At 62.2% G+C, this 25,940-nt stretch carries 23 protein-coding genes and 1 riboswitch; of the genes, 7 read left to right on the top strand and 16 right to left on the bottom strand.

Features of this window, described 5'->3' with window-relative positions; genetic code table 11:
* The first annotated feature begins 300 nt into the window (after positions 1–300).
* The 3 genes from rplJ to AC3YUO_RS03860 all read left to right on the top strand — a co-directional run bounded on the left by rplJ (position 301) and on the right by AC3YUO_RS03860 (position 3,700).
* Entirely contained in the window at positions 301–852 is a 552-nt protein-coding gene (gene rplJ / locus AC3YUO_RS03850; protein ID WP_489961730.1) for a 50S ribosomal protein L10, read from the top strand.
* A 74-nt stretch (positions 853–926) separates the two neighbouring features.
* Positions 927–1,304, top strand: a complete 378-nt coding sequence (gene rplL, locus AC3YUO_RS03855) for a 50S ribosomal protein L7/L12 (RefSeq protein WP_118641721.1) — start codon at positions 927–929, stop codon at positions 1,302–1,304.
* Positions 1,305–1,564: 260 nt separating this feature from the next.
* Positions 1,565–3,700 (top strand): C69 family dipeptidase, encoded by a 2,136-nt coding sequence (locus AC3YUO_RS03860; RefSeq protein WP_489961731.1) that lies wholly within the window; start codon positions 1,565–1,567, stop codon positions 3,698–3,700.
* A 69-nt stretch (positions 3,701–3,769) separates the two neighbouring features.
* Here AC3YUO_RS03860 and AC3YUO_RS03865 read toward each other — a convergent pair whose 3' ends face one another.
* Both AC3YUO_RS03865 and AC3YUO_RS03870 read right to left on the bottom strand, forming a co-directional pair.
* The gene (locus tag AC3YUO_RS03865; protein ID WP_489961923.1) at positions 3,770–4,675 is read right to left on the bottom strand and encodes an AEC family transporter; all 906 of its coding nucleotides are present in this window, start codon (positions 4,673–4,675) and stop codon (positions 3,770–3,772) included.
* 118 nt (positions 4,676–4,793) lie between these two features.
* The gene (locus AC3YUO_RS03870; RefSeq protein ID WP_489961732.1) at positions 4,794–5,570 is read right to left on the bottom strand and encodes an enoyl-CoA hydratase-related protein; all 777 of its coding nucleotides are present in this window, start codon (positions 5,568–5,570) and stop codon (positions 4,794–4,796) included.
* Between the two features lie 192 nt (positions 5,571–5,762).
* On the opposite strand from AC3YUO_RS03870, the gene AC3YUO_RS03875 reads away from it, so the two are divergent.
* A complete protein-coding gene (locus tag AC3YUO_RS03875; protein WP_489961733.1) occupies positions 5,763–7,307 on the top strand; it encodes an oligosaccharide flippase family protein in 1,545 nt (514 codons plus the stop codon).
* Positions 7,308–8,088: 781 nt separating this feature from the next.
* On the opposite strand, the gene AC3YUO_RS03880 is transcribed toward AC3YUO_RS03875, so the two are convergent.
* Together AC3YUO_RS03880 and AC3YUO_RS03885 are read right to left on the bottom strand one after the other, a co-directional pair.
* Positions 8,089–8,766, bottom strand: a complete 678-nt coding sequence (locus AC3YUO_RS03880) for a DUF2461 domain-containing protein (RefSeq protein WP_489961734.1) — start codon at positions 8,764–8,766, stop codon at positions 8,089–8,091.
* 36 nt (positions 8,767–8,802) lie between these two features.
* On the bottom strand, positions 8,803–10,740 hold the full coding sequence (locus tag AC3YUO_RS03885; RefSeq protein WP_489961735.1) for a VanW family protein: 1,938 nt from the start codon (positions 10,738–10,740) through the stop codon (positions 8,803–8,805).
* Positions 10,741–11,093: 353 nt separating this feature from the next.
* Between AC3YUO_RS03885 and AC3YUO_RS03890 the strand changes: the two genes are divergently transcribed.
* Positions 11,094–12,269 (top strand): 5-bromo-4-chloroindolyl phosphate hydrolysis family protein, encoded by a 1,176-nt coding sequence (locus tag AC3YUO_RS03890; RefSeq protein ID WP_489961736.1) that lies wholly within the window; start codon positions 11,094–11,096, stop codon positions 12,267–12,269.
* 58 nt (positions 12,270–12,327) lie between these two features.
* Here AC3YUO_RS03890 and AC3YUO_RS03895 read toward each other — a convergent pair whose 3' ends face one another.
* Together AC3YUO_RS03895 and thyA are read right to left on the bottom strand one after the other, a co-directional pair.
* Positions 12,328–12,807, bottom strand: a complete 480-nt coding sequence (locus AC3YUO_RS03895) for a dihydrofolate reductase (RefSeq protein ID WP_489961737.1) — start codon at positions 12,805–12,807, stop codon at positions 12,328–12,330.
* A 34-nt stretch (positions 12,808–12,841) separates the two neighbouring features.
* Positions 12,842–13,672 carry a thymidylate synthase gene (thyA, locus tag AC3YUO_RS03900; protein WP_489961738.1) on the bottom strand — a complete coding sequence of 277 codons (831 nt, stop codon included), beginning with the start codon at positions 13,670–13,672 and terminating at the stop codon, positions 12,842–12,844.
* Between the two features lie 170 nt (positions 13,673–13,842).
* Here thyA and AC3YUO_RS03905 point away from each other — a divergent pair, with 170 nt between their 5' ends.
* Positions 13,843–14,430: a hydrolase gene (locus AC3YUO_RS03905; RefSeq protein ID WP_489961739.1), complete on the top strand. Its 588-nt coding sequence runs from the start codon at positions 13,843–13,845 to the stop codon at positions 14,428–14,430.
* Positions 14,431–14,491: 61 nt separating this feature from the next.
* On the opposite strand, the gene AC3YUO_RS03910 is transcribed toward AC3YUO_RS03905, so the two are convergent.
* From AC3YUO_RS03910 to AC3YUO_RS03925, 4 genes are all read right to left on the bottom strand, one after another.
* Positions 14,492–15,586 (bottom strand): 2-hydroxyacyl-CoA dehydratase subunit D, encoded by a 1,095-nt coding sequence (locus AC3YUO_RS03910; RefSeq protein WP_489961740.1) that lies wholly within the window; start codon positions 15,584–15,586, stop codon positions 14,492–14,494.
* Positions 15,587–15,593: 7 nt separating this feature from the next.
* Complete coding sequence (gene thiW, locus AC3YUO_RS03915) at positions 15,594–16,121, bottom strand: energy coupling factor transporter S component ThiW (RefSeq protein WP_489961741.1); 528 nt, start codon at positions 16,119–16,121, stop codon at positions 15,594–15,596.
* A gap of 328 nt (positions 16,122–16,449) precedes the next feature.
* Positions 16,450–16,557, bottom strand: a riboswitch (TPP riboswitch).
* Positions 16,558–16,584: 27 nt separating this feature from the next.
* Positions 16,585–18,429: an ATP-dependent zinc metalloprotease FtsH gene (gene ftsH / locus AC3YUO_RS03920; RefSeq protein WP_489961742.1), complete on the bottom strand. Its 1,845-nt coding sequence runs from the start codon at positions 18,427–18,429 to the stop codon at positions 16,585–16,587.
* 193 nt (positions 18,430–18,622) lie between these two features.
* Positions 18,623–19,150 carry a QueT transporter family protein gene (locus AC3YUO_RS03925; RefSeq protein ID WP_489961743.1) on the bottom strand — a complete coding sequence of 176 codons (528 nt, stop codon included), beginning with the start codon at positions 19,148–19,150 and terminating at the stop codon, positions 18,623–18,625.
* A 221-nt stretch (positions 19,151–19,371) separates the two neighbouring features.
* Here AC3YUO_RS03925 and AC3YUO_RS03930 point away from each other — a divergent pair, with 221 nt between their 5' ends.
* The gene (locus tag AC3YUO_RS03930) at positions 19,372–19,812 is read left to right on the top strand and encodes an SseB family protein (RefSeq protein ID WP_489961744.1); all 441 of its coding nucleotides are present in this window, start codon (positions 19,372–19,374) and stop codon (positions 19,810–19,812) included.
* Positions 19,813–19,865: 53 nt separating this feature from the next.
* On the opposite strand, the gene AC3YUO_RS03935 is transcribed toward AC3YUO_RS03930, so the two are convergent.
* The 6 genes from AC3YUO_RS03935 to AC3YUO_RS03960 form a co-directional block, all read right to left on the bottom strand.
* Positions 19,866–21,218 carry a M56 family metallopeptidase gene (locus AC3YUO_RS03935; protein ID WP_489961745.1) on the bottom strand — a complete coding sequence of 451 codons (1,353 nt, stop codon included), beginning with the start codon at positions 21,216–21,218 and terminating at the stop codon, positions 19,866–19,868.
* A gap of 16 nt (positions 21,219–21,234) precedes the next feature.
* The gene (locus AC3YUO_RS03940) at positions 21,235–22,566 is read right to left on the bottom strand and encodes a M56 family metallopeptidase (RefSeq protein WP_489961746.1); all 1,332 of its coding nucleotides are present in this window, start codon (positions 22,564–22,566) and stop codon (positions 21,235–21,237) included.
* A gap of 32 nt (positions 22,567–22,598) precedes the next feature.
* Complete coding sequence (locus AC3YUO_RS03945; RefSeq protein ID WP_489961747.1) at positions 22,599–23,891, bottom strand: M56 family metallopeptidase; 1,293 nt, start codon at positions 23,889–23,891, stop codon at positions 22,599–22,601.
* 50 nt (positions 23,892–23,941) lie between these two features.
* The gene (locus AC3YUO_RS03950; RefSeq protein ID WP_489961748.1) at positions 23,942–24,967 is read right to left on the bottom strand and encodes a M56 family metallopeptidase; all 1,026 of its coding nucleotides are present in this window, start codon (positions 24,965–24,967) and stop codon (positions 23,942–23,944) included.
* A gap of 3 nt (positions 24,968–24,970) precedes the next feature.
* On the bottom strand, positions 24,971–25,324 hold the full coding sequence (locus tag AC3YUO_RS03955; protein ID WP_489961749.1) for a BlaI/MecI/CopY family transcriptional regulator: 354 nt from the start codon (positions 25,322–25,324) through the stop codon (positions 24,971–24,973).
* A 180-nt stretch (positions 25,325–25,504) separates the two neighbouring features.
* A complete protein-coding gene (locus tag AC3YUO_RS03960) occupies positions 25,505–25,939 on the bottom strand; it encodes an acetolactate synthase (RefSeq protein ID WP_489961750.1) in 435 nt (144 codons plus the stop codon).
* Position 25,940 lies beyond the last annotated feature (1 nt).

Consider the following 25,940-nt stretch of genomic DNA (forward strand, 5'->3'; position numbering starts at 1 on the left):
GGGCAAATGCCCGGCCGTTTGCGGGCCAAGTCGCAGGGAAGCCGTGCGTTGCGAGCAGGCGAGGCGTGATATTTGGCTGACAGCCCGAATTTTTCCCAATTTGTTCTCTCTCCCGGACAGGTTTTGCTTGACAAAGCCTGTCCGGGATGATAGAATCTCCTATGCGTTCAAAGACAGCAGGTATCCGGCTTGCCGGATGTAAGTCCTGCCGAGAGTGCTTTCAGAAGAATACTTTTGATTGTACTGTCCTCCTGTCCTTTGACGCGGAGGATTTTTATTTTGTTGGAGGTGAATCCAAAAATGCCTAACGCAAAGGTCCTTTCCGAGAAGCAGGCCATTGTTGCCGCCCTGACCGAGCAGCTGCAGGGCGCCGCCAGCGGCGTTCTGGTTGACTACAAGGGCATCACCGTGGCTGAGGATACCGCTCTGCGCGTGGAGCTGCGGAAGAACGACGTTCAGTACGGCGTGGTGAAGAACACCCTGGCCCGTTTCGCTATGAACAATGTCGGTCTCAGCGAGCTGGACGACGTGCTCAACGGCACCACTTCTCTGGCTACCTGCGCCAACGACCCCATTGCCCCCATGCGCGTCATCAACAAGTACGCCAAGCAGCTCAATGGTAAGTTCACCATCAAGGGCGGCTTCATGGACGGCAAGGTGCTCTCTCTGGAGGAGATCATGGCTCTGGCCGAGCTGCCCTCCAAGGAGGTCCTGCAGGCTCAGGCTCTGGGCATGATGCTGGCTCCCATTACCAGCCTGGCTATCGTCCTGAAGGCCATCGCCGAGAAGGATGGCGAGCCCGCCGCTGCCGAGGAGGCCGCTCCCGCCGAGGAGGCCCCCGCTGCCGAGTAATTCGGCCCATTGCTCCCGCGAGGAGCTTACAAACATTTTAAAATCAAACCATTTATTTAGGAGGTATTTTCACCATGGCTAGTGAGAAGATTACTGCCCTCATCGAGGAAGTGAAGGCCCTGACCGTTCTGGAGCTGTCCGAGCTGGTTAAGGCTCTGGAGGAAGAGTTCGGCGTGTCCGCCGCCGCTATGGCTGCTCCCGCCGCTGGCGGCGCTGCTGCTGAGGCTGTTGAGGAGAAGACCGAGTTTGACGTGGTTCTGGCTGGCTTCGACGCTGCTGCCAAGATCAAGGTCATCAAGGCTGTCCGTGAGATCACCGGTCTGGGTCTGGCTGAGGCCAAGGCTGTTGTCGAGGGCGCTCCCAAGGCTCTGAAGGAGGCCGTATCCAAGGACGAGGCCGAGGAGATGAAGAAGAAGCTGGAAGAGGCCGGCGCCAAGGTCGAGCTGAAGTAAGCTTCCTTTTCTCCCATTCATCTGCAACGAAAAAGACCAATGGCAAGCACTTGCCATTGGTCTTTTTTAACTTTTTTGCCCTGTCTGTCGTCTTCGCGGCACCCCTCCGCTTTATTTTGTTTGTTTCTACCAGGCCACCTTGTTTTTTTCTTAAATATATGGTATAAATTGTATATATCCTATGCCGCTCTTGGGACAGAGCGGCCGCTTCGTTTCGCCGGAAACAACGAAATTGAGGGAACAGTGAAAGGAGAATCACAATGAAACGATGGACCTGGAAGAAGTTGCTCACAACCGGGGTCGTCACCGCAGCCCTGGTTATGGCAAGCGTAGTTGGAGCCTCCGCCTGTACCACCATCTACGTGGGCGGCAACCTGGTGGAGGAAGGAACTCCCTTTGTGGCCCGCACGGAGGACTACGGCTCCGACATGAACAAGCTGTGGTTTATCTGTGAGGCCGGAAAGTGGAAAGAGGGAGATACCTACACCAGCTGCCCGGCATACGGCGCCATGGAGTGGACCTTCACCCACGACAGCTACCGGTTCACCCACTTCACCAATGACATCTACTACGACGGCGTCTGCCCCGAGTGCGGAGAAAAGGTTGTAACGGACGATCCCAGCGATTTTCATTTCTCCTACACTGAGTTCGGCACCAATGAGAAGGGCGTGTCCGTGTCCGCCACCGAGACCATCGGCGGCAACAGCGAAGTAAAGGCTATCGACCCCAATGTCAAGACCGGCGAGAAGGGCGGCGGTATCGAGGAGACCGATATCCCCACCATCATCCTGGCTGAGGCCGCCACTGCCCGTGAGGGCGTGGAGCTGCTGTGCGACATCTATGACACTTACGGCGCATATTATGACTCCGGTCTCTTCATCTGCGACCAGAATGAGGTCTGGTACATCGAGAACTGCTCCGGCACTCAGTACATCGCTCTGAAGCTCAATGACGACATGATCTTCATCGAGCCCAACATTGCCATCATCGGCGAAATCGACCTGGATGACACCGAGAACGTCATCGCCTCCGACCGTCTCATCGAGGTGGCCAAGCAGGCTGGTACCTTCGTGGGCAACGAGGAAGAGAACATCATTGACTACAAGGCCTCCTACGCCACCAACAGCTCGGGCAACGCCCGTATGCCCGACGGCCTGAAGTTCCTGAATCCGGAAAAGTACGGCTCTGTGGACAGCGAGTACCTCAATGAGAACAACGACATCTTCACCATCTCCAACGTGAAGGACGGCAAGATCGTCCCCCTGTATACCAACATCCAGGCCGATCGGATGCTGGACAAGAACGACATCTTTGACTTCTACAAGCTCAGCTCTGTGGGTAAGCCCAGCAACCAGGAAATCGAGATCTTCCAGCTCTTCAAGGACGAGCCCGTGGAGACCGGCACTGTGGGTTGGGTCGGCGTTGGCAACATGTCCAACAACGTCTTCGTCCCCTACTACCCCATGCTTCTCACCGATATGTATGACGGCTATCAGGTTTCTACCCCCGTGGTGACCCAGTCCGCCACTCGTCCCGATGGCTTCTGCACCTGGACCACCAAGAACGACGGTAAGTTCGTGGTCTATCCAGAAAACTGGAGAGATTCCTATTACTTCACCTTTGAGGGTCTGGGCGGCTACATCCTGTACGCCGAGCAGATCACCGGCCAGCCTGTCAGCAACACCGACAAGCAGTACGTTCTGGACCAGCTGGACGCTCTGCAGCAGGAGATCAACACCCAGTTCGCGGCCATGGATCCCAAGGACACCACCAAGGTAGGTATGGAAATGGCCGAGAAGGCCCACAAGAAGGGCCTGGAGCTCATTGACTATCTGATGGACAAGGCTCCCTCCTTCCTGGACGTGCAGTCCAGCGCCTGGTACTATAACGCCGTGGAGTTTGCCAACGAGAAGGGCCTGCTCAGCGGCATCGGCAACGGCAAGTTCGGCCCCAACACCACCCTGACCCGCGGCATGGTGGCCCAGATTCTGTATAGCATGGCCGGCAAGCCCGCCGTCTCTGAGGCTGACCGTGGTACCCCCTATACCGACGTTGCGGACAACGCCTGGTATGCCGACGCCGTGTATTGGGCCCGCCAGAAGGGCATCGTCAGCGGCGTCAGCGAGAATCAGTTTGCCCCCGAAGCTGCCATTACCCGGGAGCAGCTGGCTGTGATGCTCTACAACTACGCCGGCAAGCCCGATGTGCCCAATCTGGCCCTCACCTTCACCGACAAGGACAGCGTCAGTCCCTTCGCGGATTACGCCATCCGCTGGGCCGTGGACGAGGGCATCCTGGGCGGTACCGATGACAACCGCCTGCTGCCTCAGGGCTCTGCTACCCGTGCCGAGGCTGCTCAGATGATCATGAACTTCTATAACCTGACCCATACCTGATAAGCGCGCTTTTCCTGAATCCATAAAATAAAAAAGGCTCCCGGCCATCAGCCGGGAGCCTTTTTTCGGTTAAAGAAGAAGGGCAATGAGCGGAAGGGTTACCATACACAGCAGGCTGGACAGGCACACCGACCGGGCGGCCAGCTCCGTGCAGCTTCCGTAACGCTGCGCCATAGCGGTGGTCACCGAGGCACTGGGCATAGCCATGATAATCAGTGTCACGCAGGTGACCAGAGGATTCTCCACTGGAATGGGAAGCAGCAAAACCCACGTCAGCAGCGGCAGCAGGACCAGACGGGTAATGACACAGGTGATGGCGTCCCGGTCCCGGAACAGGCTGGACAGAGGGCTTCCCGCCAAAGTCATGCCGGTAATCAGCATGGACAGGGGAGTGGTGATGTTGGAGAGCTGCTCCAGGGGCGAAAAAATAACCTCGGGTACGGGAATCTGGGCGGCATAAAAAATAAGACCCAGCAGGATGGAGGCGTTGACGGCACTGAACAGCACCTGTTTGACGGACAGCCGCTCCTTTGTCCCGTCTTCACACCGGTCCAGGGATACCTGGCTGGCCCCCAGGCTATACATCAAAAGATTGGAGGGGATGCCCAACATAACCGCCAGCGCCAGCCCCTCATCTCCAAACAGAGCATAGGCGACGGGAAATCCCATGAATCCGTTGTTGGAGAAGGTGGTACCAAGCATCCAGATGCCCCGCCGTCCCTCCGGCACCCGAAAGACCCGCGTCAGCCCGGCGCTGACGGCCGCGTAGAGGAAAAACAGCACCGTTCCAATTCCTACGATAATCAGGGCGTCCCGGGCGAAGCTGGGGTCGAAGGGACGAATCATAGAGGTGAAAATAGTAGCGGGCAGAGTTACCTTCAAAAGCAAGCTAGTCAATGCCTCGGCTGCTGACAGAGGGAGCAGACCGCCCCGCACCACGCCGTAGCCCACTCCTACGAGCAAAAACAGTCCCACCAAATTAGACAGTAATACCTGAATTGACAGCTGCGTATTCCACGCCCCCTTATTTGATCCAAGGAAAACCGCCGGCAGTGCCGGCGGTTTTCCAATCCGGTTTTATTGAAACCGGGACTCAACGATTCTTAAAGCCGGGCAGCTTTTCCTTGTTCAGGAAAGCGGCCATGGCGTCCTTCTGATCTTCGGTGGCAAAGCACAGGGCGAAGGCCTCGCTCTCGTAGGCCACACCGGTGTTCATGTCGGTCTGCAGGCCCTTGCGGATGGCGGCCTTGGACTGGCGCACAGCCACCTGGGCGTTGGCGGCGATGGCGTTTGCCAGCTCCAGCGCCTTGTCCATCAACTCCTCGGGGGGATAGACTTCGCTCACCAGGCCAATCTCCTGGGCCCGGGCAGCGTTGATGTTCCGGGCGGTGAGGATGAGCTCCATGGCCCGGGAGGCCCCCACAATCCGGGGCAGACGCTGGGTTCCGCCAAAGCCGGGGGTAATGCCCAGTCCCACCTCGGGCTGGCCGAACTTGGCCTTCTCGCTGGCCAGACGGATGTCACAGGCCATGGCCAGCTCGCAGCCTCCACCCAGCGCGAAGCCGTTGACCGCGGCGATGGTGGGCTTGGTCAGGTTCTCCAGCTTCAGGAAGACCCGGTTGCCCAGCACGCCGAAGGCCTTGGCCTGAGCGGCGGTGAGCTGAGACATCTGGCCGATGTCCGCGCCGGCCACGAAGGAGCGGCCCGCGCCGGTGAGCACGACGGTGAGAATGTCCTCATTCTCCTCCACCTGGTCCAGTACGGCATCCAAATCCCGGAGCACCTGGTCATTCAAGGCATTGAGGGCCTCCGGCCGGTTCATAGTGATAACGGCCACAGGGCCTTTCTGCTCGAGGGTCACAAAAGCCATGGTTGTTTCCTCCTTAAAACGTTCCGTTTTCCCGGGGGCGCCCTGGAGGCACGCATCCCGGTGCTTCAATGGCATTATTATAATGCGTATGGAAAAAAACCTCAAGCCTCTTTTCCCGCTTTTCCCCCATTTGCCTCCAGCGGGCATGAACGGGCCGGGGCGTGAATACTCTGTTGAAGAGGGGGGATGACCGTGGAGGAGCGCAGACTGTCCGCAGGGCAGGGGGCCCTGTTTTTAACGGTGCTGGGGGCAGCATCCCAGCTGCTGGGGTTTGGGTACCGGGTGGCCCTGTCCCGGCTGGTGGGGGCCCAGGTGATGGGGCTTTATCAGCTCATTATGCCCGTCTACTCGGTGCTGCTGTCCCTGACGGCGGTGGGACTGACGGCGGCGGTGTCCAACCTTATCCCCCAGCATCTGGCCCTGCACAACAGCCAGGGCGCCCGCCAGACCCTCCGCACCTGCCTGCGGATGTTTTTTCTTCTGCTGCTCCCCCTTGGCGCAGCCGTCATTGGGGCCTCGGACTTCATCTCCGTTCGCTTTCTGGGCGACGCCCGGACTCAGCTGGGACTGATACTTCTCATTCCCTGCACCGCCCTCACCGGGGTGGAGAACATGCACAAGCACTTCTTTTACGGCTCCGGGCTGGTAAAGCCCCCGGCGGTGGTGGAGCTGCTGGAGCAGCTCATCCGCACCGCGGCGGTGCTGGGTCTGCTGGTGCTGTTTCTACCCCAGTATCCCGAGCGGGTGGTGGGACTCATTGTATGCGGCATGGTGGTCTGCGAGGTGTTTTCCGCCCTCACGCTGCTGATCCTGTGCCGCCGCGCACTGCGCCGTTCCGGCCTCTCCGGCCCCGGGGAGCCCGCCCGCGTACGGCGGCACCGCATCGCTGCCATCGCCCTGCCCGTGGGGGCCAACGCCCTGCTGGGCAACCTGATGGGGGCGGCCAACGCCGCCCTCATCCCCCAGAAGCTGGTGGAGGGGGGAATGGCCCGGGAGGCGGCCATGTCCCAGTTTGGCGTCATCTGCGGTATGACCATGCCCATGCTGGCCCTGCCCACCGTGTTCCTGGGGCCGCTGAACCTGGTGCTGGTCCCCCGGCTGGCCCGGGCCTGCGCTCTGGGGCGGAAGGGCGAGGTCAGCCGCCTGGCCGGGCGGGCCATGGGGGTGGTCTCTCTGCTCACGCTGCCCTCCATGGCCCTGATGGTGGTGCTGGGGCCCGACCTGGGGCGGGTCATGTTCAACCAGCCGGATGTGGGGGAGTTTCTCATCCCCCTGGCCGTCACCATGGCCCTGAGCTGCTACTGCTCGGTGCTGGGCTCCATCCTCAACGGCATCGGGCAGCAGAAGGCGGTGGCCGCCGTCTCCCTGCTGGGGGGCGGACTGCAGCTGCTGTTTACCATGGCTCTGGTTCCTCTGCCCGGGGTGGGCATGAGCGGCTACGTGGCCGGAGCCGGCGCGGCGGCCGTGGTGGAGACGGCGCTGTGTCTGTGGCTGGCGGTGCGCCGAGCCGGACTGCGGCTGGCCCTCTTCCAGTGGCTGACCGCCCCGGGGCTGGCCGCTCTGTTGGCCGCCCTGAACGCCAACCTGCTGCTCCGGGTGCTGAAGGACAACGGCCTGTCCTCTCTGGCCGCGGGGCTTGTCTGTCTGCTGTTCGCCCTGGTGCTGTATCTGGCCGCGCTCCACGCCCAGGGGGTCTCGCTGCCTCAGGCGCTGTCTGTGGGCCGGGCAAAAAAATAAGACGCCCCTCCGGCGTCCTGTTTGCCCGGCCCTCCCGGCCGCTCCAGACAAAGAAATAACCCTTGACTGCCCGTTTTGTAATCCGCTGCAGCCAAGGGTTATTTCTGTGAACTCTTGTTATCTAACATCATATGGTTACCTCTCTTTCTATTGAATCGCCACATACCTTTTTCTCTGCTCGGCCTCCCTGAAATCCAATTCTCAACCTGATTTGTAACCACGATTGCGGTTCTAAACTCCTCATACGTGAGGCAACGGACGTTGGAATGTTCTCTTTGGATAGCCTGCTTTTTGAGGTATGCGCATACCCTGTGTCAAATTGCCTGGTCTACATTCGAATCGGATGTGGCGTTTGGGTTCTCCTTTCCTGGGTCAGGGTTCCTTGCTATTTGCGGAGGTTCCTTTCCTCTGGTCAAGGGTCCTGTTTCGGTGCCGCACCTTGGTTTTATTCGGATGCGCGTTTTGCTTGGATTTTCATTTTCTTGCGTCTGACCTTGCATTCTGACGTCAGGTGCTGGGGTTCTACTTAGTACATGGGACTCATCCTTTCTGGCTATAATGTACCACATCACCACGCTAATGTCAAGCAGTTTTTGTGTGAATTTTTAAAAAGTTTTTTATGTAGAATATTGTCTTGTGCAGATTGCTCAGCTCTCCTCGTTTTTTCGGATTCGGCAGCCTTTCGCCCCCGTTCCGCCATTTTGCAGGCAGAGCGGCAGAAACAGTCAAAACGCGCGGCCCGGTTCTGCCCGGGCCGCGCGTTTTTGGAATTGGGGTCGTGTTACGTCTGGGGAGGAGGCGGGTCGCCCGCCAGGGCCTCCATCCAGCGGTAGTAGGGCTCCAGGAACCGGAAGCCGGCCAGCACCTGGTCGGCAAGCTCCGGGGTGAACAGCAGCCCCTCACAGTTGTGATCGCTGGACAGCACAATCTGTCTGCGGTTATACCAGGGGAAGAGCAGGGGACCGGGGTCGCCCTTGGGTCGCTTATATTCCGCGCCCTCCAGCACAAACTCCTTCTGCCGGTTCAGCCGGCGGGCCAGCGTCTCCAGGGGCTTGGGGTCCCGGTCAATGCGGGCCCGGAGCTTGGCCATGGTCAGGGGTGTGGGGTCGTAGGCCCCCATACCGTAGCTATAATACTCCGGAGCCAGCTCAAAGTAGAAGCAGGGGGTGCCGCCCTCCGACTGGCCGGGCCGCCGGAGGGAGAACCACATGTGGTCCTTGTAGGGCCCGCGGCCATAAAGCCGCCGGGCGTCCCGGTAAATACGGCTGACCTTCAGGGTGAGGCCCAGCTTGGGATAAGCCTCGGTCATAGCCTCCCCCACCTGGTCGGCCAGCTCCCGCAGGGGAGCGTCCACCAGGGTGAGGTATTCCTGCTTATGCTCTAAAAACCAGCTGCGCTCGTTGTTGAATCGAATCCCCCAGAGAAAGTCCACACTGCCCTGGGAAAAGCCTTGAAACATGCGTTAGTTCCTCTTTCTTTTGGTGGTATGCGCGCCTCAGGCAGCCTGACTGCCCGAGGGGTTCTGGGTGGAGGAGGAGCTGCTGGCTCCGCCCTGGCCACCCTCTGTGCCGGGGTCTGTGGTTCCGGTACCCGGGTCGGTGGTACCCGTGCCGGGATCGGTGGTGCCGGTGCCCGGATTTGTCGTCCCGGTGCCGGGATCGGTGGTGCCGGTACCAGGATCCGTGGTACCCGTGCCGGGATCGGTAGTGCCGGTGCCAGGATCCGTCGTTCCGGTGCCCGGGTCCGTGGTGCCAGTCCCCGGATCGGTGGTTCCGCCGGGCTTGGGAGGCTGTCCGTCCACCCAGGTGGAGGGATCGCCGTCAGCAGGATTATACAGGATGGTCTTGGGGCGCATCTTGTACTTGCTGAAGCCCATGTCCTGCTTCTCCAGCAGGTTTCCGTCCTTGTCGTACACATAGCGGTAGGTCTGAGAGGACCAGCCGATGTAGGCGTTCTGCTTGGAATCCACCTTGGTGGTACCCTGGGGGATGGAGGAGTCCGCCTTGTACTGGGTAGTGGGGTCCACCCGGTCAAAGACGTTGCTCTTGGGCACGGCGTAGACACCCTCGTCATTGGTGCCGTAAATCTGCACGGTGAGGTAGCGGGCGCCGTTTTTGTCGTAGCTCTTGGTGACAATCTTCACCGGGTAATTGGTGCTGTTTTTAAAGCGGAAGTCAGCCGCGCCGTAATACACGGTGGCGTCCATGCCCTGGGTGACGTAGCCGGTGTTGTAGGTATGGGCGTGGCGCTCCACCACCTCCAGATTGGTGTGGAGGACGGCGTAGTAGATGGTGGAGGAGGTCTGACAGATACCGCCGCCCACCTCGTCCACCGAGTCGCCGCCGGAATACACCGGGGCGGCCAGATAGCCCTTGTCGGCGGAGCGGCTGCCGGTGGTGTTGTTGTAGGAGAACACCTCGCCGGGCATGAGCACCACGCCGTTGCAGGCAGAGGCGGACAGCTTCACGTTATGCTTGCGGTTGGAGGAGCCGGACACCTTGGTGGTGCCCTCTCCCAGCAGGTCCCGGAACAGCTTGGCCTTCAGGCTCTCCTGGGTCTCCTTGGGCTGGGTGATGGTCAGGGGAATGCGCACTGTCTCCCCCTCGGCGGCCTGGGCAAAGGCAGCCTTGGCCGCTTCCACGTCAAAGTCCACGCCCACCACGTGCTCGCTGACCTCCAAAGTCTCCGGATCCACCTGGGCATCCTGGGGCTCGGTGTGCAGCTCGGCGTACATGGCGTCAAAATCGGGGTCCTGGGGCGCCGTCTCGTGGGCGGGCAGCTCCACCGACTGGGGCTGCTGGGCGTCCTCGGCCCCCATGGTGGCGGCCACCGCCTCGCCCAGGGCGTTCAGAACGGCCTCCTGGGCGGCCTGGCGGTCAATGGTGACGCCGGTGACACCCTTGGTCAGCACCAGCTCCTCGCCCTCCACGGCGTAGCTGGCGTCCACCAGGGCGCCGCCCACCTGCTGGTCGGCCTCGTCCATCAGCGCATCAAACTGCTGCTGGCCGCTTTCGCTCAGGGCAAAGTCAGGGGCCAGATCATAGTCCGCGCCCATCAGGCGGCCCAGATAGGTCCCGCCCTGGAGCAGGAAATTCTCCCGGCCGGAGGCCCAGGCGCTCTGGGCCCAGGCGTCGGCGTCCAGTTCCACCGCACTGCCCTCCAGGGTGCCCTCCCAGTGCCCGTAGGTCAGGGAGAGAGACACCGACGAGGTGGCCTTCTCCAGCTCCTCGGACAGCTTCTCGGCCGCCTGGGCGGTGGTCATGCCGGATACATCCACCCCGGCCACCGAGGTGTGGGGGAAAATGCTCTGGGACTGGCCCGCCCAGAGGCACACCCCCAGGTAGGCTGCCACCAGCACCCCAACCACGGCGCCGGCAATGATCAGGCCCTTCTTGGGCACACCCGGCTTTTTTTCCATACGTTGTCCTTCCATATGCTTCCCTCCACGTTCCGCCGGAGACGGAACGCATTTTTTCTACAATGACGGTCAAAAAAGGCCGTGCTTAGCGTCATTATAGCACCTCATTCCGGCGGATAGCAATTACAGAACAGTTACAACTGCCCGTTTCCCCCTGGGACGGGCCGTATTCCGCAGCAAAGGCAAAAAATTACCGTCTTCAAGCCATTTACATTTTCCGCCCGCCGCAGTATGATAATACAAGCGAGAGGGACGGTAGTTTCTTCATGGAATTTTAAGGAGAAATCAATCTCCCTTTGAGCGAGATCTGTTACTCTTATGTGGGAACAGGTTGGAAAAGACTATCCAAGTTGCGCGGAGGGAGATTCATGTCAGACTATCAGGACCGGGGAAGCCGGGGCGGCGGTTGGATCTACTGGGTCATTGCCATTATGCTGCTGGTCACCGGCTTTGCCGCCCCTATCGGTTTTTTAATGATTGTGATTCGGCTGCTGGGCGGTACCAAACGCAGCACCAAGCGGGGCCGTCACCCCTATTACGCCCAGCAGGCGGGACAGGGCCCGGTGGGCGCCCGCACCTCTGCCCCCTATGCAGAGCAGGAGCCCGCCGCCGGTAAGAAGAAAACGGCCCGGAGCCGGAAGGCCTCCGTTCAGGACCAGATTTCTCAGCTCAACGACCGCGCCAAGAAGATGACCATTATCGGCGGCATTCTGGCTGCCCTCTTCGGCTTTGCCTCTCTGACCGCTGTCAGCAGCAGCCTGTGGATTCTGCCCGACGTGGCCTGGTTCCTGGAGGAGACGCTGCCTGTGGTATGCTGCTTCTTCGGCGGTCTGGGCTGTCTGTGGGTGGGCGTACACAAGCGTAAGCAGGCCAACCGCTACCGCAGCTACATGGCCATGATCGGCAGCAACAAGTCGGTGTCCATCGCCTCCCTGGCCTCGGCCACCGGCCGCTCCGTGGGCCGGGTGCGGGACGACCTGGAGGATATGCTGGAGGACGGCATGTTCCCCCAGGGCTATCTGGACTACGGCGCGGGCACACTGGTCCTCTCCGGGGGAGGCATCAGCTCCAAGCCAGAGGAGCCCGCCCAGCCCAAAAAGCCCGCCAAGGAGGAAGCCAAGCAGGAGCAGGACGCCATTCTGCTGGAAATCAAGGCGGTCAACGACGCCATCGACAACGAGAAGCTCTCTGCCCAGATTGACCGCATCGGGGTCATCACGGCCAAGATTCTGGACTATCAGCGGCAGCACCCGGACAAATCCCCTCAGCTTCACAGCTTTTTGAGCTACTACCTGCCCACCACCCTGAAGATTCTCCGGGCGTACAGCCAGCTGGAGGACCAGGAGGTGTCCGGTGAGAACATCACCTCCGCCATGGCCCGCATCGAGGGCATGATGGATAAGGTGGTGGAGGGCTTTGAGAAGCAGCTGGACCAGCTCTTCCAGGGCGACGCCATGGACATCACCACCGATGTGGAGGTACTGGAGCGGATGCTGGCCAAGGACGGCCTGGCCGACCACCAGGGCATGACTCTGAACCTCTGATCTTTAAAAACAAAAAAACGCCGCCGGGCACCAAGCCTGGCGGCGTTTTCTTTTGGATTCACTTGACCCGGCGGTAGGTCACATACTGATAGCGGACCCCATCCTGCTCCATAATCTCCGAGGGCTCCTCCGCCTGCCAGGCCGGGTCCTCGTCCAGGTTGGGGAACCAGCAGTCGGCGGGAAATCCCTTGTGGATTTTAGTCACGTAGGCCGTGTCGCACTGGCCGATGAGGGCGTGATACACCGAGGCGCCGCCGATGACAAAGGCGTCCTCGGGCGCCTGGGCCAGCAGCTCCTCCATGGTGTGGTACACCTCGCCCCCCTCGGGGGCAAAGTCCGGGTTGCGGGACAAAATCAGGTTCCGCCGCCCCTTCAGGGGCTTCCCCCCGGGGAAGGTGGCCATGGTCTTCCGCCCCAGAATCAGGGGATGGCCCATGGTCAGGGCCTTGAAGCGCTTCAAATCCTCCTTGAGGTAGATGAGCTGGTCTCCATCCTTCCCGATGCCCCAGTTCTCATCCACCGCCACAATAACATTCATAGCTGTGCCTCTCTCCACTCTTCACGTTCTGTGCTTACACCGCAACAGGGATCTTTTCCCCGATGGGGTAGGCCTGGTAGCCCTCCAGGGAGACGCTGTCCTTGGTGAAGGCGTAGAAGTCGGTCACCGTGGGGTCCAGGGTGAATTTGGGGGCGGGGTAGGGCTCCCGCTCCAGCATCTGCTCCACCACAGGCACATGGCGGTCGTAGATGTGGCAGTCGGCGATGACATGGACCAGCTCCCCGGCCTCCAGGCCGGACACCTGGGCGATCATGTGCAGCAGCACGGCGTACTGCATCACGTTCCAGCCGTTGGCGGTGAGCATGTCCTGGGAGCGCTGGTTCAGGATGCCGTTGAGGGTGTTGCCGCTCACATTGAAGGTCATGGAGTAGGCGCAGGGGTAGAGGGCCATCTCGCTCAGGTCGTGGTGGTTATAGAGGCTGGTCAGGATGCGCCGGGAGCCGGGGTCGTGCTTCAGGTCCCAGAGCACCTTGTCAACCTGATCCATGTCCCCCTGGGGGTAGTGGTGCTTCACCCCCAGCTGGTAGCCGTAGGCCTTGCCGATGGAGCCGTTCTCATCCGCCCAGGCGTCCCACACGTGGCTGCTCAGGTCATGGACGTTGTTGGACTTCTTCTGCCAGATCCACAGAAGCTCGTCCACCGCCGACTTGAGGTACTGGCGGCGCACGGTGAGGATGGGGAACTCCTCCTTCAGGTTATAGCGGTTGACCACACCGAAGAGCTTGATGGTGTGGGCGGGGGAGCCGTCCTCCCACCGGGGCCGGACGGGGCGGTCGGTGTCCCAGACCCCCTGGGAAAGAATGTCCTTGCAGTTCTGAATAAACACCTCATCGGCGTAGCTCATGACAAAATCCTCCTGTTCTTTGGCTGAACGGTGTCCTATTATTTTACCACAGGCGGGGAGCGTTGGAAAGTGGGATTTTCCGTTGCATCTTTCCCCGGTCCATGCTACACTTTTCTTACGTCAATTTACAGGCCCGCCCCGGAAGGGGCGGCCCGTTCGGAGGTTATTGTATGTCCTGCAAAGAGGAATTTATCGAGATTTTTAAGGAAAACATCACCCGGGACGGGGCGGACAAGCTGCTTGACTACCTGGAGCACAAGAGCGACTTCTTCACCGCCCCCGCCTCCGCCCGGTACCACGGGGCCTACGAGGGCGGGCTGTGCGAGCACAGCCTCAACGTGTACCACTGTCTGGTGGACTACCTCCAGCGGGAGCGGGTGCAGGAGCTGTACGGCCTGGAGTACAGCCCCGAATCTGTGGCCATTGTTTCCCTTCTCCACGACCTGTGCAAAATCGGCTGCTACAAGAAGGGCTTCCGCAACGTGAAGAACGACGCCACCGGCCAGTGGGAGAAGGTGCCCACCTACTCCTTCGACGACCCCCTGCCCTACGGCCACGGGGAGAAGAGCGTGTACATCACCAACGGCTTCATCCGCCTCACCCGGGAAGAGGCCATGGCCATCCGCTGGCACATGGGCTTCTCCGGCCCCGAGGACAACCGCACCGTGGGACAGGCCTTTCAGAAGTACCCCCTGGCCTTTGCCCTGGCCACCGCCGACATGGAGGCCTCCTACTTTCTGGAGGGGGAGGAGAACTGACCTCCACCCATTGAACGCAACACGCCGCGGCACCGGAACCGTTCCGGCGCCGCGGCGCGTTTTATGCTTGGGCCTCCCGGCGGGCGGCCATCAGCTCAGTGAGGGTGTCCAGCCGGGTCTCAAACTGGGCAGGGGAGAAGGCCCCCGGATCCCCCTGGTCGCCGTCAAAGCTGACCACGGGGACCTCCAGCTCCTCCCGCAGCCGCCGCTCCACCTCCTGGAGGTCGCCGCACCAGGGGCGGCAGGAGCGGTTATAGTGGATGAGCACCCCGTCCACCCCATAGCGCCGGCACAGCTCCGCCCGCATGGCCACGCCCTCCTCCAGGGACACGCCGTTGATGGTCTTACAGTAGGCCCGGGCCAGGCTCTCCAAATCGTGGCAGCGAAAGCCCAGGGAGTGGCTGATGGGGTCGGCCACTACCCGGATGTGCCGCTTGTCCATCAGGTCTACCACCTGGCCCAGCACCGGCCAGCAGGGGGTACCCTCCCAGTAGATGCGGTACTCCTCCCCCTCCGGTCTGCGGGCGGACAGCTCCCGGGCCAGCTCCAGCAGCCGCCCCTCCGTCTCTGTGCGGCAGCGGCCGGTGACCATGAGGGGCATGTAATCAAAGATCTCCATGCTCCGCAGGGGAGAGGGGCGGGCCATGGCACAGTCCAGCACCCGCTGCCAGGCCTGGGCGGACCGCTCCTCCCGGAGGCAGACCTCCTGAAACTTCTGCGGGTCCCACCGCTGTCCCGTCAGTTCCTCCAGCTGGAGGATGGCCGCTTTCAGCTGCCCCAGCAGATAATTCACCTGCCCTTGGGAGACCTGGCTCTGGCGGTAGGGGAAATTCAGCAGCACCAGGGGAACCTGCAGCGTCCGGGCCATGGCCTCATACCACTGCACCATGCCCGAGCAGATGTTGTCGCAGCACAGCAGCACATCGGGCTTTGGCATGCCTCCGTCCCGGGCCAGGACCACGCCCATGCGCACATAGGAGCACAGGTCGGCGCAGTAGCCCAGCCCCTCGGCCCGGCGGCAGAGCTGGGCGCTTTTTCCCTTTCCGGCGGCGGCCGCCCCCGCGCTCTCCGGGCAGATGACCTCCATGCCGAAGGCGGCGGGAATCTCCAGGGGGAATTTGGTGGACATCCAGGCCACCGGCTTACGGGCGTTCATGGCCGCCTCAGCTCCGCTGGACGGCCCGGCTCATGGCGGACATGGCCCCGTTCTTCTTCAGAATATACACCAGCACCCAGGCGATGATCGACCCGGTGACCGCCACGGTCATGAAGGGGATGAAGTAGGTGAAGAGGCCGCAGGCCTTGCCCAGGAAATACCGGGCAATGGGGAAGGCCAGGATGGAGGCCACCACGCCCGTTCCAATCATCTCGCCCAGGCAGGCCGCCCACACCCGGTGGAACCGCTGGTACAGAAGGCCCGCCAGCAGAGCGCCGCACATGCTGCCAGGGAAGGCCATGATGGTACCGGTGCCCAGCAGGTTGCGGATGAGACTGACGCAGAAGGCCATGCCCAGGGAGTACCAGGGGCCCAGGAAGACACCGGCCACCACGTTGACCACGCTCTGGGTGGGGCAGCAGCGGGTGAAGCCCACGGGGATGGACAGAGTGCCTCCCACCACGCCCACGGCGGTGAGAATGCCCGCCAGCGCCACCGACAGGGCCAGGCGGTTCTCCTTCGTGTAATTGGACATAAAAAACACCTCTCTTGTAAAGTCATGGGGGAATACCGCAAAACAGAGCAGCGACATCCCTCCGGCGGCATAACGCCGCATACAGGGTCCCCGGGCCGGACACACACCGCCCCGCGGAGTTCGGTCGAGGCTTACTGGCCTCCTCTCACGCCGGAACACGGCTTCCCATCGCTGCACTTCTGGCCCGGGCACAGGGCGCTCCCCCTCTGCCCGCTCCCGGCTCTGAGCCGGGGCGCCGCGGTATTCTCCTCCCACGTCCTTTCCAAAAGAAGTGTAAGTGGACAAACAAAAACAGGGCGGCCCAACCTGGGCCGCCCCGCAATGCAATCATACAATCCCTATGACTTCCTACGGTGGCATTACCCACATCAGGTTAGAGGGTCGAGGCGCCAAGCCTCCTCTCAGCCCGCTGCCGCGAGCTCCCCTGTTTGCGCTGTTATCATACGACCTTTTCGTCCCCGTGTCAAGTCTGGCTTTCCCCGGGAAGCTCCTTCTGCTCCAGGATGTCCATGAACTCCTGGCCGGTAATGGTCTCGTGGTCGTAGAGGTACTGGGCCAGCTGGTGGAGCTTGTCCTCGTTCTCCTCCAGGATGGCCATGGCCTTCTGATACTGGTTGGTGACCACCTGGGTGACCTTCCGGTCCATGCGGGCCTGGGTCTCGGGGGAACAGGCCAGGGAGGCGTCGCCCCCCAGGTACTGGTTGGACATGGTCTCGAAGGCCACAAATCCGAACTCGTCGCTCATGCCGTAGCGGGAGATCATGGCCCGGGCCAGCTTGGTGGCCTGCTCAATGTCGTTGGAGGCCCCGGTGGTGATGGAGTGGAACACCAGCTCCTCGGCGGCCCGGCCGCCGGTGTAGGTGGTGATCTTGTTCAGCAGCTCCTCCTTGGACATGAGGAAGTGGTCCCCCTCGTCCACCTGGAGGGTGTAGCCCAGGGCGCCGGAGGTGCGGGGAATGATGGTGATCTTCTGCACCGGGGCGGAGTGGGACTGCATGGCCGCCACCAGGGCGTGGCCTGTCTCGTGGTAGGCCACAATCTTCTTCTCCTCGTCGGACAGGACCCGGCTCTTCTTCTGGTAGCCCGCGATAACTACCTCCACGCTCTCCTGCAGGTCCTCCTGGGTGGCGTACTTCCGCCCGTCCCGCACCGCCCGCAGGGCGGCCTCGTTGACGATGTTGGCCAGCTCCGCGCCGGAAGCGCCGGCGGCCGTCTTGGCAATGGGAGTGAAGTCCACATCCTCCGCCAGGCGGATCTTCCTGGCGTGGACCTTCAGAATGTCAATGCGGCCCTGGAGGTCGGGCAGCTCCACGGGGATGCGCCGGTCAAAGCGGCCGGGGCGCAGCAGGGCGGGGTCCAGGGAGTCGGGACGGTTGGTGGCGGCCAGCACCACCACGCCCTTGGAGCCGTCAAAGCCGTCCATCTCAGTGAGAAGCTGGTTCAGGGTCTGCTCCCGCTCGTCGTTGCCCATGGCCTGACCGTCACGCTTCTTGCCGATGGTGTCGATCTCATCGATGAACACAATACAGGGGGCCTTTTCGTTGGCCTGCTTGAAGAGGTCCCGCACCTTGGCGGCGCCCCGGCCCACAAACATCTCCACAAACTCGCTGCCGGCGATGGAGAAGAAGGGGACGTTGGCCTCACCGGCCACCGCCTTGGCCAGCAGGGTCTTGCCGGTGCCCGGAGGGCCCACCAGCAGCGCGCCCTTGGGCAGGCGGGCGCCGATTTCCCGGTACTTCTCCGGGTCGTGGAGGAAGTCCACAATCTCACCCAGCAGTTCCTTGGCCTCGTCCTCGCCGGCCACATCGGCAAAGCGGATGCCGGTGGAGGAGGGGACGTACACCTTGGCTCCCGAGCCGCCGCCCATACCGAACATCATGCCGTCGGCGCCGCCCATGCTCTTCTGCATCCGCTTGCGGATGAAGTAGCCGATGAGCAGGAAGGGCAGCAGAGGCAGCACCCACCCCACCAGAATGGAGGTGAGCAGGCCCGGCTGGGTGTCGATGCGGTTGAGCTGGCCCCCGTGGTCGTAGACCCGCTGGACCAGGTCGGTGTCGCTGTCAATGGCGATGGTCTTGTAAATGTTCTCCTGGGCCTTGTCGGTGAAGGTGATCTCATCCCCCTCAATCTGCACAAGGCCGATGTTGTCGTCGTAGGTCATGGACATGAAGTCGGTATAGCTGACCTCTTTGACCTGTTTTTCCAGCACCGACGGGAAAAAGGTCATGTTCAATACCATCAAAATCAGCATAGCCATCACATAATAAAAAATCAGCGGCTTTTTGGACGGTTTCTTCACTTCCTGCACACAGTATCATCCTCTCAAATTATAGATGCGGGCTCCGCCGCATCGGGTTTTATTAACGGGTTAATTAACAGTATAGTCTACCCGTGAAGAATTTCCATGAGAGTATGTGAATAATTTGTGTCCGGTTTGTAAACACGGGAGCTTTTTTATAAAAAATCGCCGGATGGAACTCCATCCGGCGAAATGATGCAGGTTACACGTGGGCCAGCTGCTCCAGGCGGCGCTGGGGGATGCGCTCCCGGAAGAAGGAAATGCGGGGCAGCACCCGAATGAGCAGGGATCCGAGAATGTAGCAGGCCAGCAGCTCACCCAGACCCACGGTAAAGGCGTTGAAGGCGTAGGCGGGCCAGAAAGCGGGACCAAAGCCGCCCGCCTGGTACCAGGCGCACTCAGCGCCCACAATGACGGCGTTGCACAGCACAGGGGGCAGGGGAGCCAGCCACTGGTTGGGCATCCGCTGGGTCATGAGACAGGCAATGAGGGTAGCTGCGGTGCCGAAAATCACATCCAGGGAGTAGGGGGAGAACAGGTTGGCGATGAAGCAGCCCACCACCAGCCCCGGCGTGGCGGCGGGGAAGAAGAAGGGCAGCACGGTGAGGGCCTCGGACAGGCGGGCCTGGACAGGGCCATACTGGGGGATGGGCAGCGTCACCGTCAAGACGGCGTACACGGCGGCCAGAGTGGCGGCAAAGGTGAGATCACGGGTGTTGAATTTGGACATAAAAAAACCTCCATTTTTTGTTTAGAGAACGGCGAAGCCTTGGGCTTCCCGAACGAACACGGCAGGCTATGCCGCCGTGCTTGGACGAGATGGTATAAAACTCGTCAACAGGCATCTTACCACACCCCAATCCGTTTGTCCAGACGGAATTATGCCTGTCCCTTGCGGGAGGGAGGCGGAGTGTAGTACAATGGGGAAAATCACACCTTTGGAGGCGTCCCATGGAGCAAACAACGGAATTGAACAACCAAGCCCTGCTCTCGGCGGTGGAGCGGATGGGCCGGGAAAATACCCGGGAGAGCCGGGAGGCGGTGCTGGACGCGGTCATCTCCTCCGCCCGGTTTCTGGCCCCGGTGAACATTCTCTCCCCGGAGGAGGCCACCGTCTCCGGCGGGGAGGGCACCGCCATCCAGTTCCAGCTGCTGCCCAATCAGGAGGGCCAGCCCTTCTTTCCCGCCTTCACCGGCTGGGAGGAGCTGCGGAAGCTGTGCGGACCCAAAAACCAGCAGACGCTGCTGTTGTCCTTTGACGACTACGCCGCCATGATTCTCCGGGACAACCGGGGGGCGGGCTTTGTCATCGACCCCTTCGGCTGCTGCCTGTCCTTTGACCGGGCCATGGTGGAGCACCTGGTGGGCCGAAAGGCGGATCAAACCCGATAAAGGAAACCCATCCCCGGCTCGTCACGAGCCGGGGATGGGTTCTTTTGTTGGTTCTAAACCAGACGGGTACAGCCGGCAAGATCGGGGACCCCCGCCAGCCGCTGGGGGTCACTTCCGCGGAAGGAGACCCGTTTGGCATCCCAGGAAAGCCCCACGGCGTACCAGCTTCCGTCCGCCCCCTGCACCAGCAGGTACTCCTCCTTCTGGCCGGTCCAGGGCAGCCGCCCCTCCAACCAGCGGCTGGCGCACCAAATTTCTTCCGCCTCCAGGGCAGCGCCGGTCTCCTCCACACACTGCTCCACCGCCTGAACAAAGGCCTCGGTGCCGCCGTCCTCCCGCTGGTAGGCCAGCAGAATGTCCTGCGCCCGGCAGAGGTCATGGGGACCGCCCGCCAGGAAGAGCCCCAGCAAAAGGCACACCGCCCAGGCTGCCGCCTGACGGTTCCGGTTCTGCCGGCTGGGTTTCCAGGCCGCAATGGCCCGCACCCGCCGGGCGATGTCGCACTCGCCGAAGGCCGTGGGCACATCCCACAAAAGCCTTCCGCTGCCCAGCTCCACCAGCATCCGGGCGTACTCCCGCCGTTCGTTTCCGTCCAGCCGCTCCAGCACCGCCCGGTCGCAGGCCAGCTCCAGATCCCGGCAGAAGCACCGGTAGCCCAGCCACATCAGGGGATTGTACCAGTAGAGCAGGACCCCGCTGAGATACATCTTGCACCAGCAGTGGCGCAGGCGGATGTGCTGCGCCTCGTGGAGCAGCACCAGACGCATCCGCTCCGGGGGCAGTTCCTCCTGGACGTAGATGCCGTAGCTGGCCCCGGTCTCCCGGGCGGTCCCGCCCCACAGGACAAAGCTGGTGGGCAGGTCTTTGCACACCCGAATCATGGTGGTCTCCCGCTCCAGCTCCGGGATCCCCCGGCGCAGGGGGTCCTCCCGGGAGAGCAGCCGACCCTCATGGGCCTTCCGCTCCAGTCTCTCACTCCGCCGGGCACACCACCAAAGTAGCCCCAGCGTGACGGCCGCCCACAGGACCGTCAGGGTGGTCATCACCCCGTCGCTGAGGGAGACGGCTACCAGCCTGCCTCCGGGCAGGGCCAGGTGATAGAGCCCCGGGCTCTGATATCTTCCGGGCAAAATGGCGGGGAGTTCGCCTGCATAAGAGCCAAAATCCGAAGTCCGGGTGACCAGCAGTGTGCGCAGGGTGGCGGGCAGCAGGTTCAGCTGGTTGGCCAGGGCATAGGCCCAGGGGAGATAGGCGGAAAGCCACACAAGCGCCCACAGCACCACCCGCTGCTGGGGCGTGCAGATCCGGCACAAAAGGGGACGCAGCAGGAGCAGCACCCCGATTCCCGCCCCCAGCACCAGACCAAGATTGAGGAGCTGGAGAAACAGATCGATCAAAAATTCCATGGTCCGCTCCTTTCCGTCACGCCGCTCCGGACGTTTTCTCCGCCTCTTCCCAGGAAATAGGGTCGCAGCCCGACAAATCCGGTGTGTCCGGAAGGTCCATCCGGTCCAGATGGGCGTCCAGATGGCCCCCATACAGGCTGCGGCGGATGAGGGCGCTCCACCAGGAGCCCTCCTCATCCTGAATGTAAATCTTGGCGTAGCTGCTGCCGTCGCCGCGAATCCACAGGGGCTCCTCCTCATCCGGGACGACGTGCTGCTCCGCCACCTCCCCGGCCAGCCAGCCCCAGCCCCCGTCCCGCTCCAGGTCGGACACCAGGTCCACGGTCAACGCCCGGTCCCAGGGGCCGCCCAGAAACAGCGAGGCGGCCAGCAGCAGTACCACCACCCACCCCAGCAGCCGCCGGGCGTCCAGATCGTCCGACTCGTCCTCAGGCGCCCAGCGGGTGGCCGCCTTCACCCGTCGGGAGGCATCGCACTCCCCGAAGGTGGTGAACCCGCCCCACCGGGGCTTGTCGCAGGCCAGGTCCACCAGAGTGTGGGCGTAGGCCCGGCGTTCTTCCTCCCCCAGGCGGCGGAGCACCCGCTGGTCACAGGCCAGCTCCATGTCCCGCCGGGTAAAGTGGTAGGCCAGCCAGACCACAAGATTCCAAAAGAAAATACACACCACCACCACAGCCAGCCCCTGGAGCCAGGGGTCATGGCGGCGCACATGCTCCCGCTCGTGGAGGAGCACCAGCCGCAGCTGCTCCTCCGTCAGCTCCTTCTGAAGGGCAATCTCATGCCGTCCCCAGCTTCGGACCACAAAGCTGGTAGGCAGGTTGGGGCACAGGCGGACCACCAAATCGTCCTCTTGGTCCACCCGCAGACGCTGGTACTGCTCCCGGTCCAGCTCCGTGCCGGACCGGGCCATCCGCTTGACCCCCCAGTCACTGCGGGCGGCCAGAAACAGGGTTACCGCCAGGAAGAGAAGCCCCAGCCACCCCAGGGCATCAATTCCCTCCTGGGTAATGGAAAAGGGGATGGTCGTCCCGCCGGGCAGCACCAAACGGTAGGTGCCCGCCTCCTGCATCACGGGCATAAAGAGGGGCCAGCCCCGCTCCGCCCGTGGAATGAGCAGACTGCGCAGGGTGGGCACCGGCAAGGAAATCCGGGCCAGGGGCAGAAACAGCTGGGGCGCAAAGCCCCCGATCCAGCCCACGCCCCACAGGAACACCCGCTGCCCCGGGGTGAGCAGGCGGCAGAGCACCGGCCGCAGGAGCAGAATCATTCCCATGACCATGCCGCACCACAGCCCCAGATTGAGGTACAGGTTGAAATAACTGTGAAAAAAACCATCCAGCAGTTCCATACCAGCCCCGTCCTTTCCTGTCGATTGTTCTCTCAGCTTACCCGGGTATAGCCGTCCAGAAAGGCCTGTCTCATAGGCCCCACACTGACCCAGTCGTATTTCTCCCCCGTCCAATCGGAAAAGGAGATGCTGTACCACTGGCCCGTCTCGTCCAGCACCACCAGAGCCTCCGCCCTCTTGCTCCAGACTTCCCTCGGCTGCCAGTCCGGCTGTTCCAGCTTTTGGGCCACCTGGTCCATCCAGGCCCCGCTCTCCAGATATTCCGGCCACCGCGGAGGCTCATAAGCAGGCTTCCAGCTCTGATACACCGGGCCGCCGCAGAAGAAAAACACAAACAGCACCGATGCCAGCAGCAGGGACAGGGCCTCCAGCTCCTCCCGAACCGGCTTCCACCGGGCCGCCCGGCGCACCCGCAGCGCGGCGTCGCACTCCCCGAAGGAGGTAACGCTCCCCCACAGGTGCTTGCCCGAGGCCAGCTCCACCAGGGTGCGGGCATAGTCCCGCCGCTCCGCTGGCTCCAGCTTCTCCAGCACCGCTGCGTCGCAGGCCAGCTCCATGTCCCGGCAGGTGAGCCGGCAGGCCAGCCACAGGATGGGATTCCACCAGTACAGCGCGGTCAAGCTGCCCACCATAAGTCCCTTATAAGCCGGATGATGCAGGCGGATGTGCTCCAGCTCGTGGAGCAGCACCAGACGCATCCGCTCCGGGTGCAGCTCCTTCTGGAGGCAGATGACATAGCGAATGCCGTCCTTTCTTCCGGTGTCGTGGCCCCGGCGAACAAAGCTGGTGGGCAGGTTTTCACACAGGCGCACCGCTACCCGTTGGTCGGTGATGCCGTACTCCGCCAGGGCCGCCCGGTCCATGCGCTCACCTGCCAGGCTCAGCCGCTTCAAGCGCCTCTCCTGCCGGTTCTCCCAAAGCACCACGCCCACCACGGTCACCAGCCAGACCAGGGCAAGCACCATCAGCAGCGTCCCATAGCGGGGGATGGCCACTTCCGTCCCTCCGGGCAGCATCAGCTGGACCTCCGTTCCGGCCTCGCTCCAGAAAAAGGCGGGGTAGGAGGATTGCCCTCCTCTCTGCGCCACCCGCGGAACCACCAGAGAGCGGAAGGTAACGGGCAGCAGCTGGTAGCGCCCCAGGGAGCTGTACGTCGTCGCCAGCACACCCAGCAGCCAGCCCGCATACCACAACATAACCTGGTGCTGGGGCCGCAGCAGCCGTCCGGTCAACGGGCGCAGAAGGATCAGCGCCCCGAAGGTGAGGCCCAGCACCAGCCCCATGTTCAAATAGAGGACCGCCAGTTCCACAAGCCAGTTCAGCATACCTTATCCCTCCTCCGTGGTGTTCCTGTCCGGGGGCACGGATGGCTTCGTTACCGTCCGCCGCAGTAGAAAAAGAGAAACAGCGCCGCCGCCAGAACAAAGGAGCAGGCGGCGTTCGCCCATCCGGTGGGTCTCCACCGGACGGCGGCCTTCACCCGCAGGGCGGCGTCGCACTCCCCGAAGGAGGTGACGCTCCCCCACATGTGTCTGCCCGAGCCCAGCTCCACCAGGGTGCGGGCATAGTCCCGCCGCTCCGCTGGCTCCAGCTTCTCCAGCACCGCTGCGTCGCAGGCCAGCTCCATATCCCGGCAGGTGAACCGGCAGGCCAGCCACAAAATGGGGTTCCACCAGAACAGCAGGGTCAGCCCCATTACCGCAACCGCCTTGAAGTAGGGGTGATTGAGCCGGATGTGCTCCGCCTCGTGGAGGAGCACCAGGCGCATTTGCTCGGGAGGCAGCTCCTTTTGGAAGCAGATGACATAGTGGATGCCGTCCTTCCCTCCCGTGTCGTGGCCCCGGCGGACAAAGCTGGTGGGCAGGTTTTCGCACAGGCGCACCGCCACATCGCTCTCCTCCAGGCCGTACCGGGCCATGGTCTCACGGTCCATAAGCTCCCCGGCCCGGCCCAGCTTCTTCCACTGCCGGCTGCGCCGGAGGTGCCATATGGCCATCGCGGCCACTCCAACGACCCACAAAATAGCCGCCGCTGACATCCACAGCTGGTAGTTGGGGACGGCCATGCTCCATCCCCCAGGCAGGACAATCTCCCCCACGCCGCCGGAGGAGGCCTCCAGAGGCAGGAAAAAGGGGAAATGGTCCGTTCCGTTCGTTACCCCCACCCGGGATATCATCAGGGAGCGGAAGGTGACGGGCAGCAGCCGGATGCTGCCCATAAGGTCATAGCCAATGCCCAGAATCGCCGACCACCAGCCCAGATACCACAGCGCCACCCGGTGCTGAGGGCGCAGCAGCCGAACGGTCACCGGCCGCAGGAGCATCAGCGCCCCAAAGGTAAGCCCCAGCATCAGGCCCATGTTCAGGAAAATGATGACAAAGCGCCGCAGAACCCACAGCACGCCTTATCCCTCCCCCATGGTCCGGTCGATGAGCTCCTTCAGCTCCTCCGCCTCCTTCTGGGTCAGCTTCCGCCCGCTTAAAAAGGCGGTGAGGAAAGGGGAGAGGCCCCCGGCCATCTTCTCCAGGTGCTCGCCCTCCGCCCGCACCGCCTGGGCCCGGGTGAGAAGGGGAGTGACTAAGGTGTCCTCGTGGCGCACCGCACCTTTGTTCTTCAGCTTTCGCAGCACGGTGTAGGTGGTGGATTTGTTCCACCCCAGCTTCTCCCCGCACAGCTCCACCAGGCGGGTGGAATTGACCGCCCCGCTGTCCCACAGCACCTGCATCAGCCGGTATTCTCCGTCAAAAAGCTTTTCCATGTCCGTCCCTCCTGTCTGTTTGGTTTTGTAAGTCTCTTGTCACTGTCAGTTTATCACAATAAACCTCCTTCGTCAACGAAAAGTTTATCGAAATAAACCGCACGTAAAAACGCGTCCCGCTCCGGCCAGAGCCAGAGCGGGACGCGCTCGTTTAAGCTGTGGGGTCTGAGGGAAAGAACCTTACAGGTTGTCCATTTCCTCCTGCTCCACCACCCGGATGCCCCGGGCAGTGAGGGCGGCGGTGGCGGCGGCGGGGTCCTCCACCCGGAAAATCATGTAGGCGTGGTCCACGTCCTTGCCGCCCAGGAAGGCGTACATGTACTCCACGTTGACCCGCTCGTCGGTGAGTACCTGAAGCACCCGGTTCAGGCCGCCGGGGGTGTCGGGGATGGCCACTCCCACCACGGGGGTGACGGAATGGACGTAGCCGGCGTCCTTGAGAATGGTGGTGGCGGCGTAGACGTTGTCCACAATCATGCGCACGATGCCGAAGTCCTTGGTCTCGGCCAGGGACAGGGCGCGCATGTCCACCTTATTCTGGGCCAGTACCCCGGTCATGGCGTACAGGGCGCCGGGCTGGTTCTCCAAAAAGACGGAAATCTGCTTGATGCTCATG

It is taken from the genome of Pseudoflavonifractor sp. HNCC25GI2, from assembly GCF_058136395.1.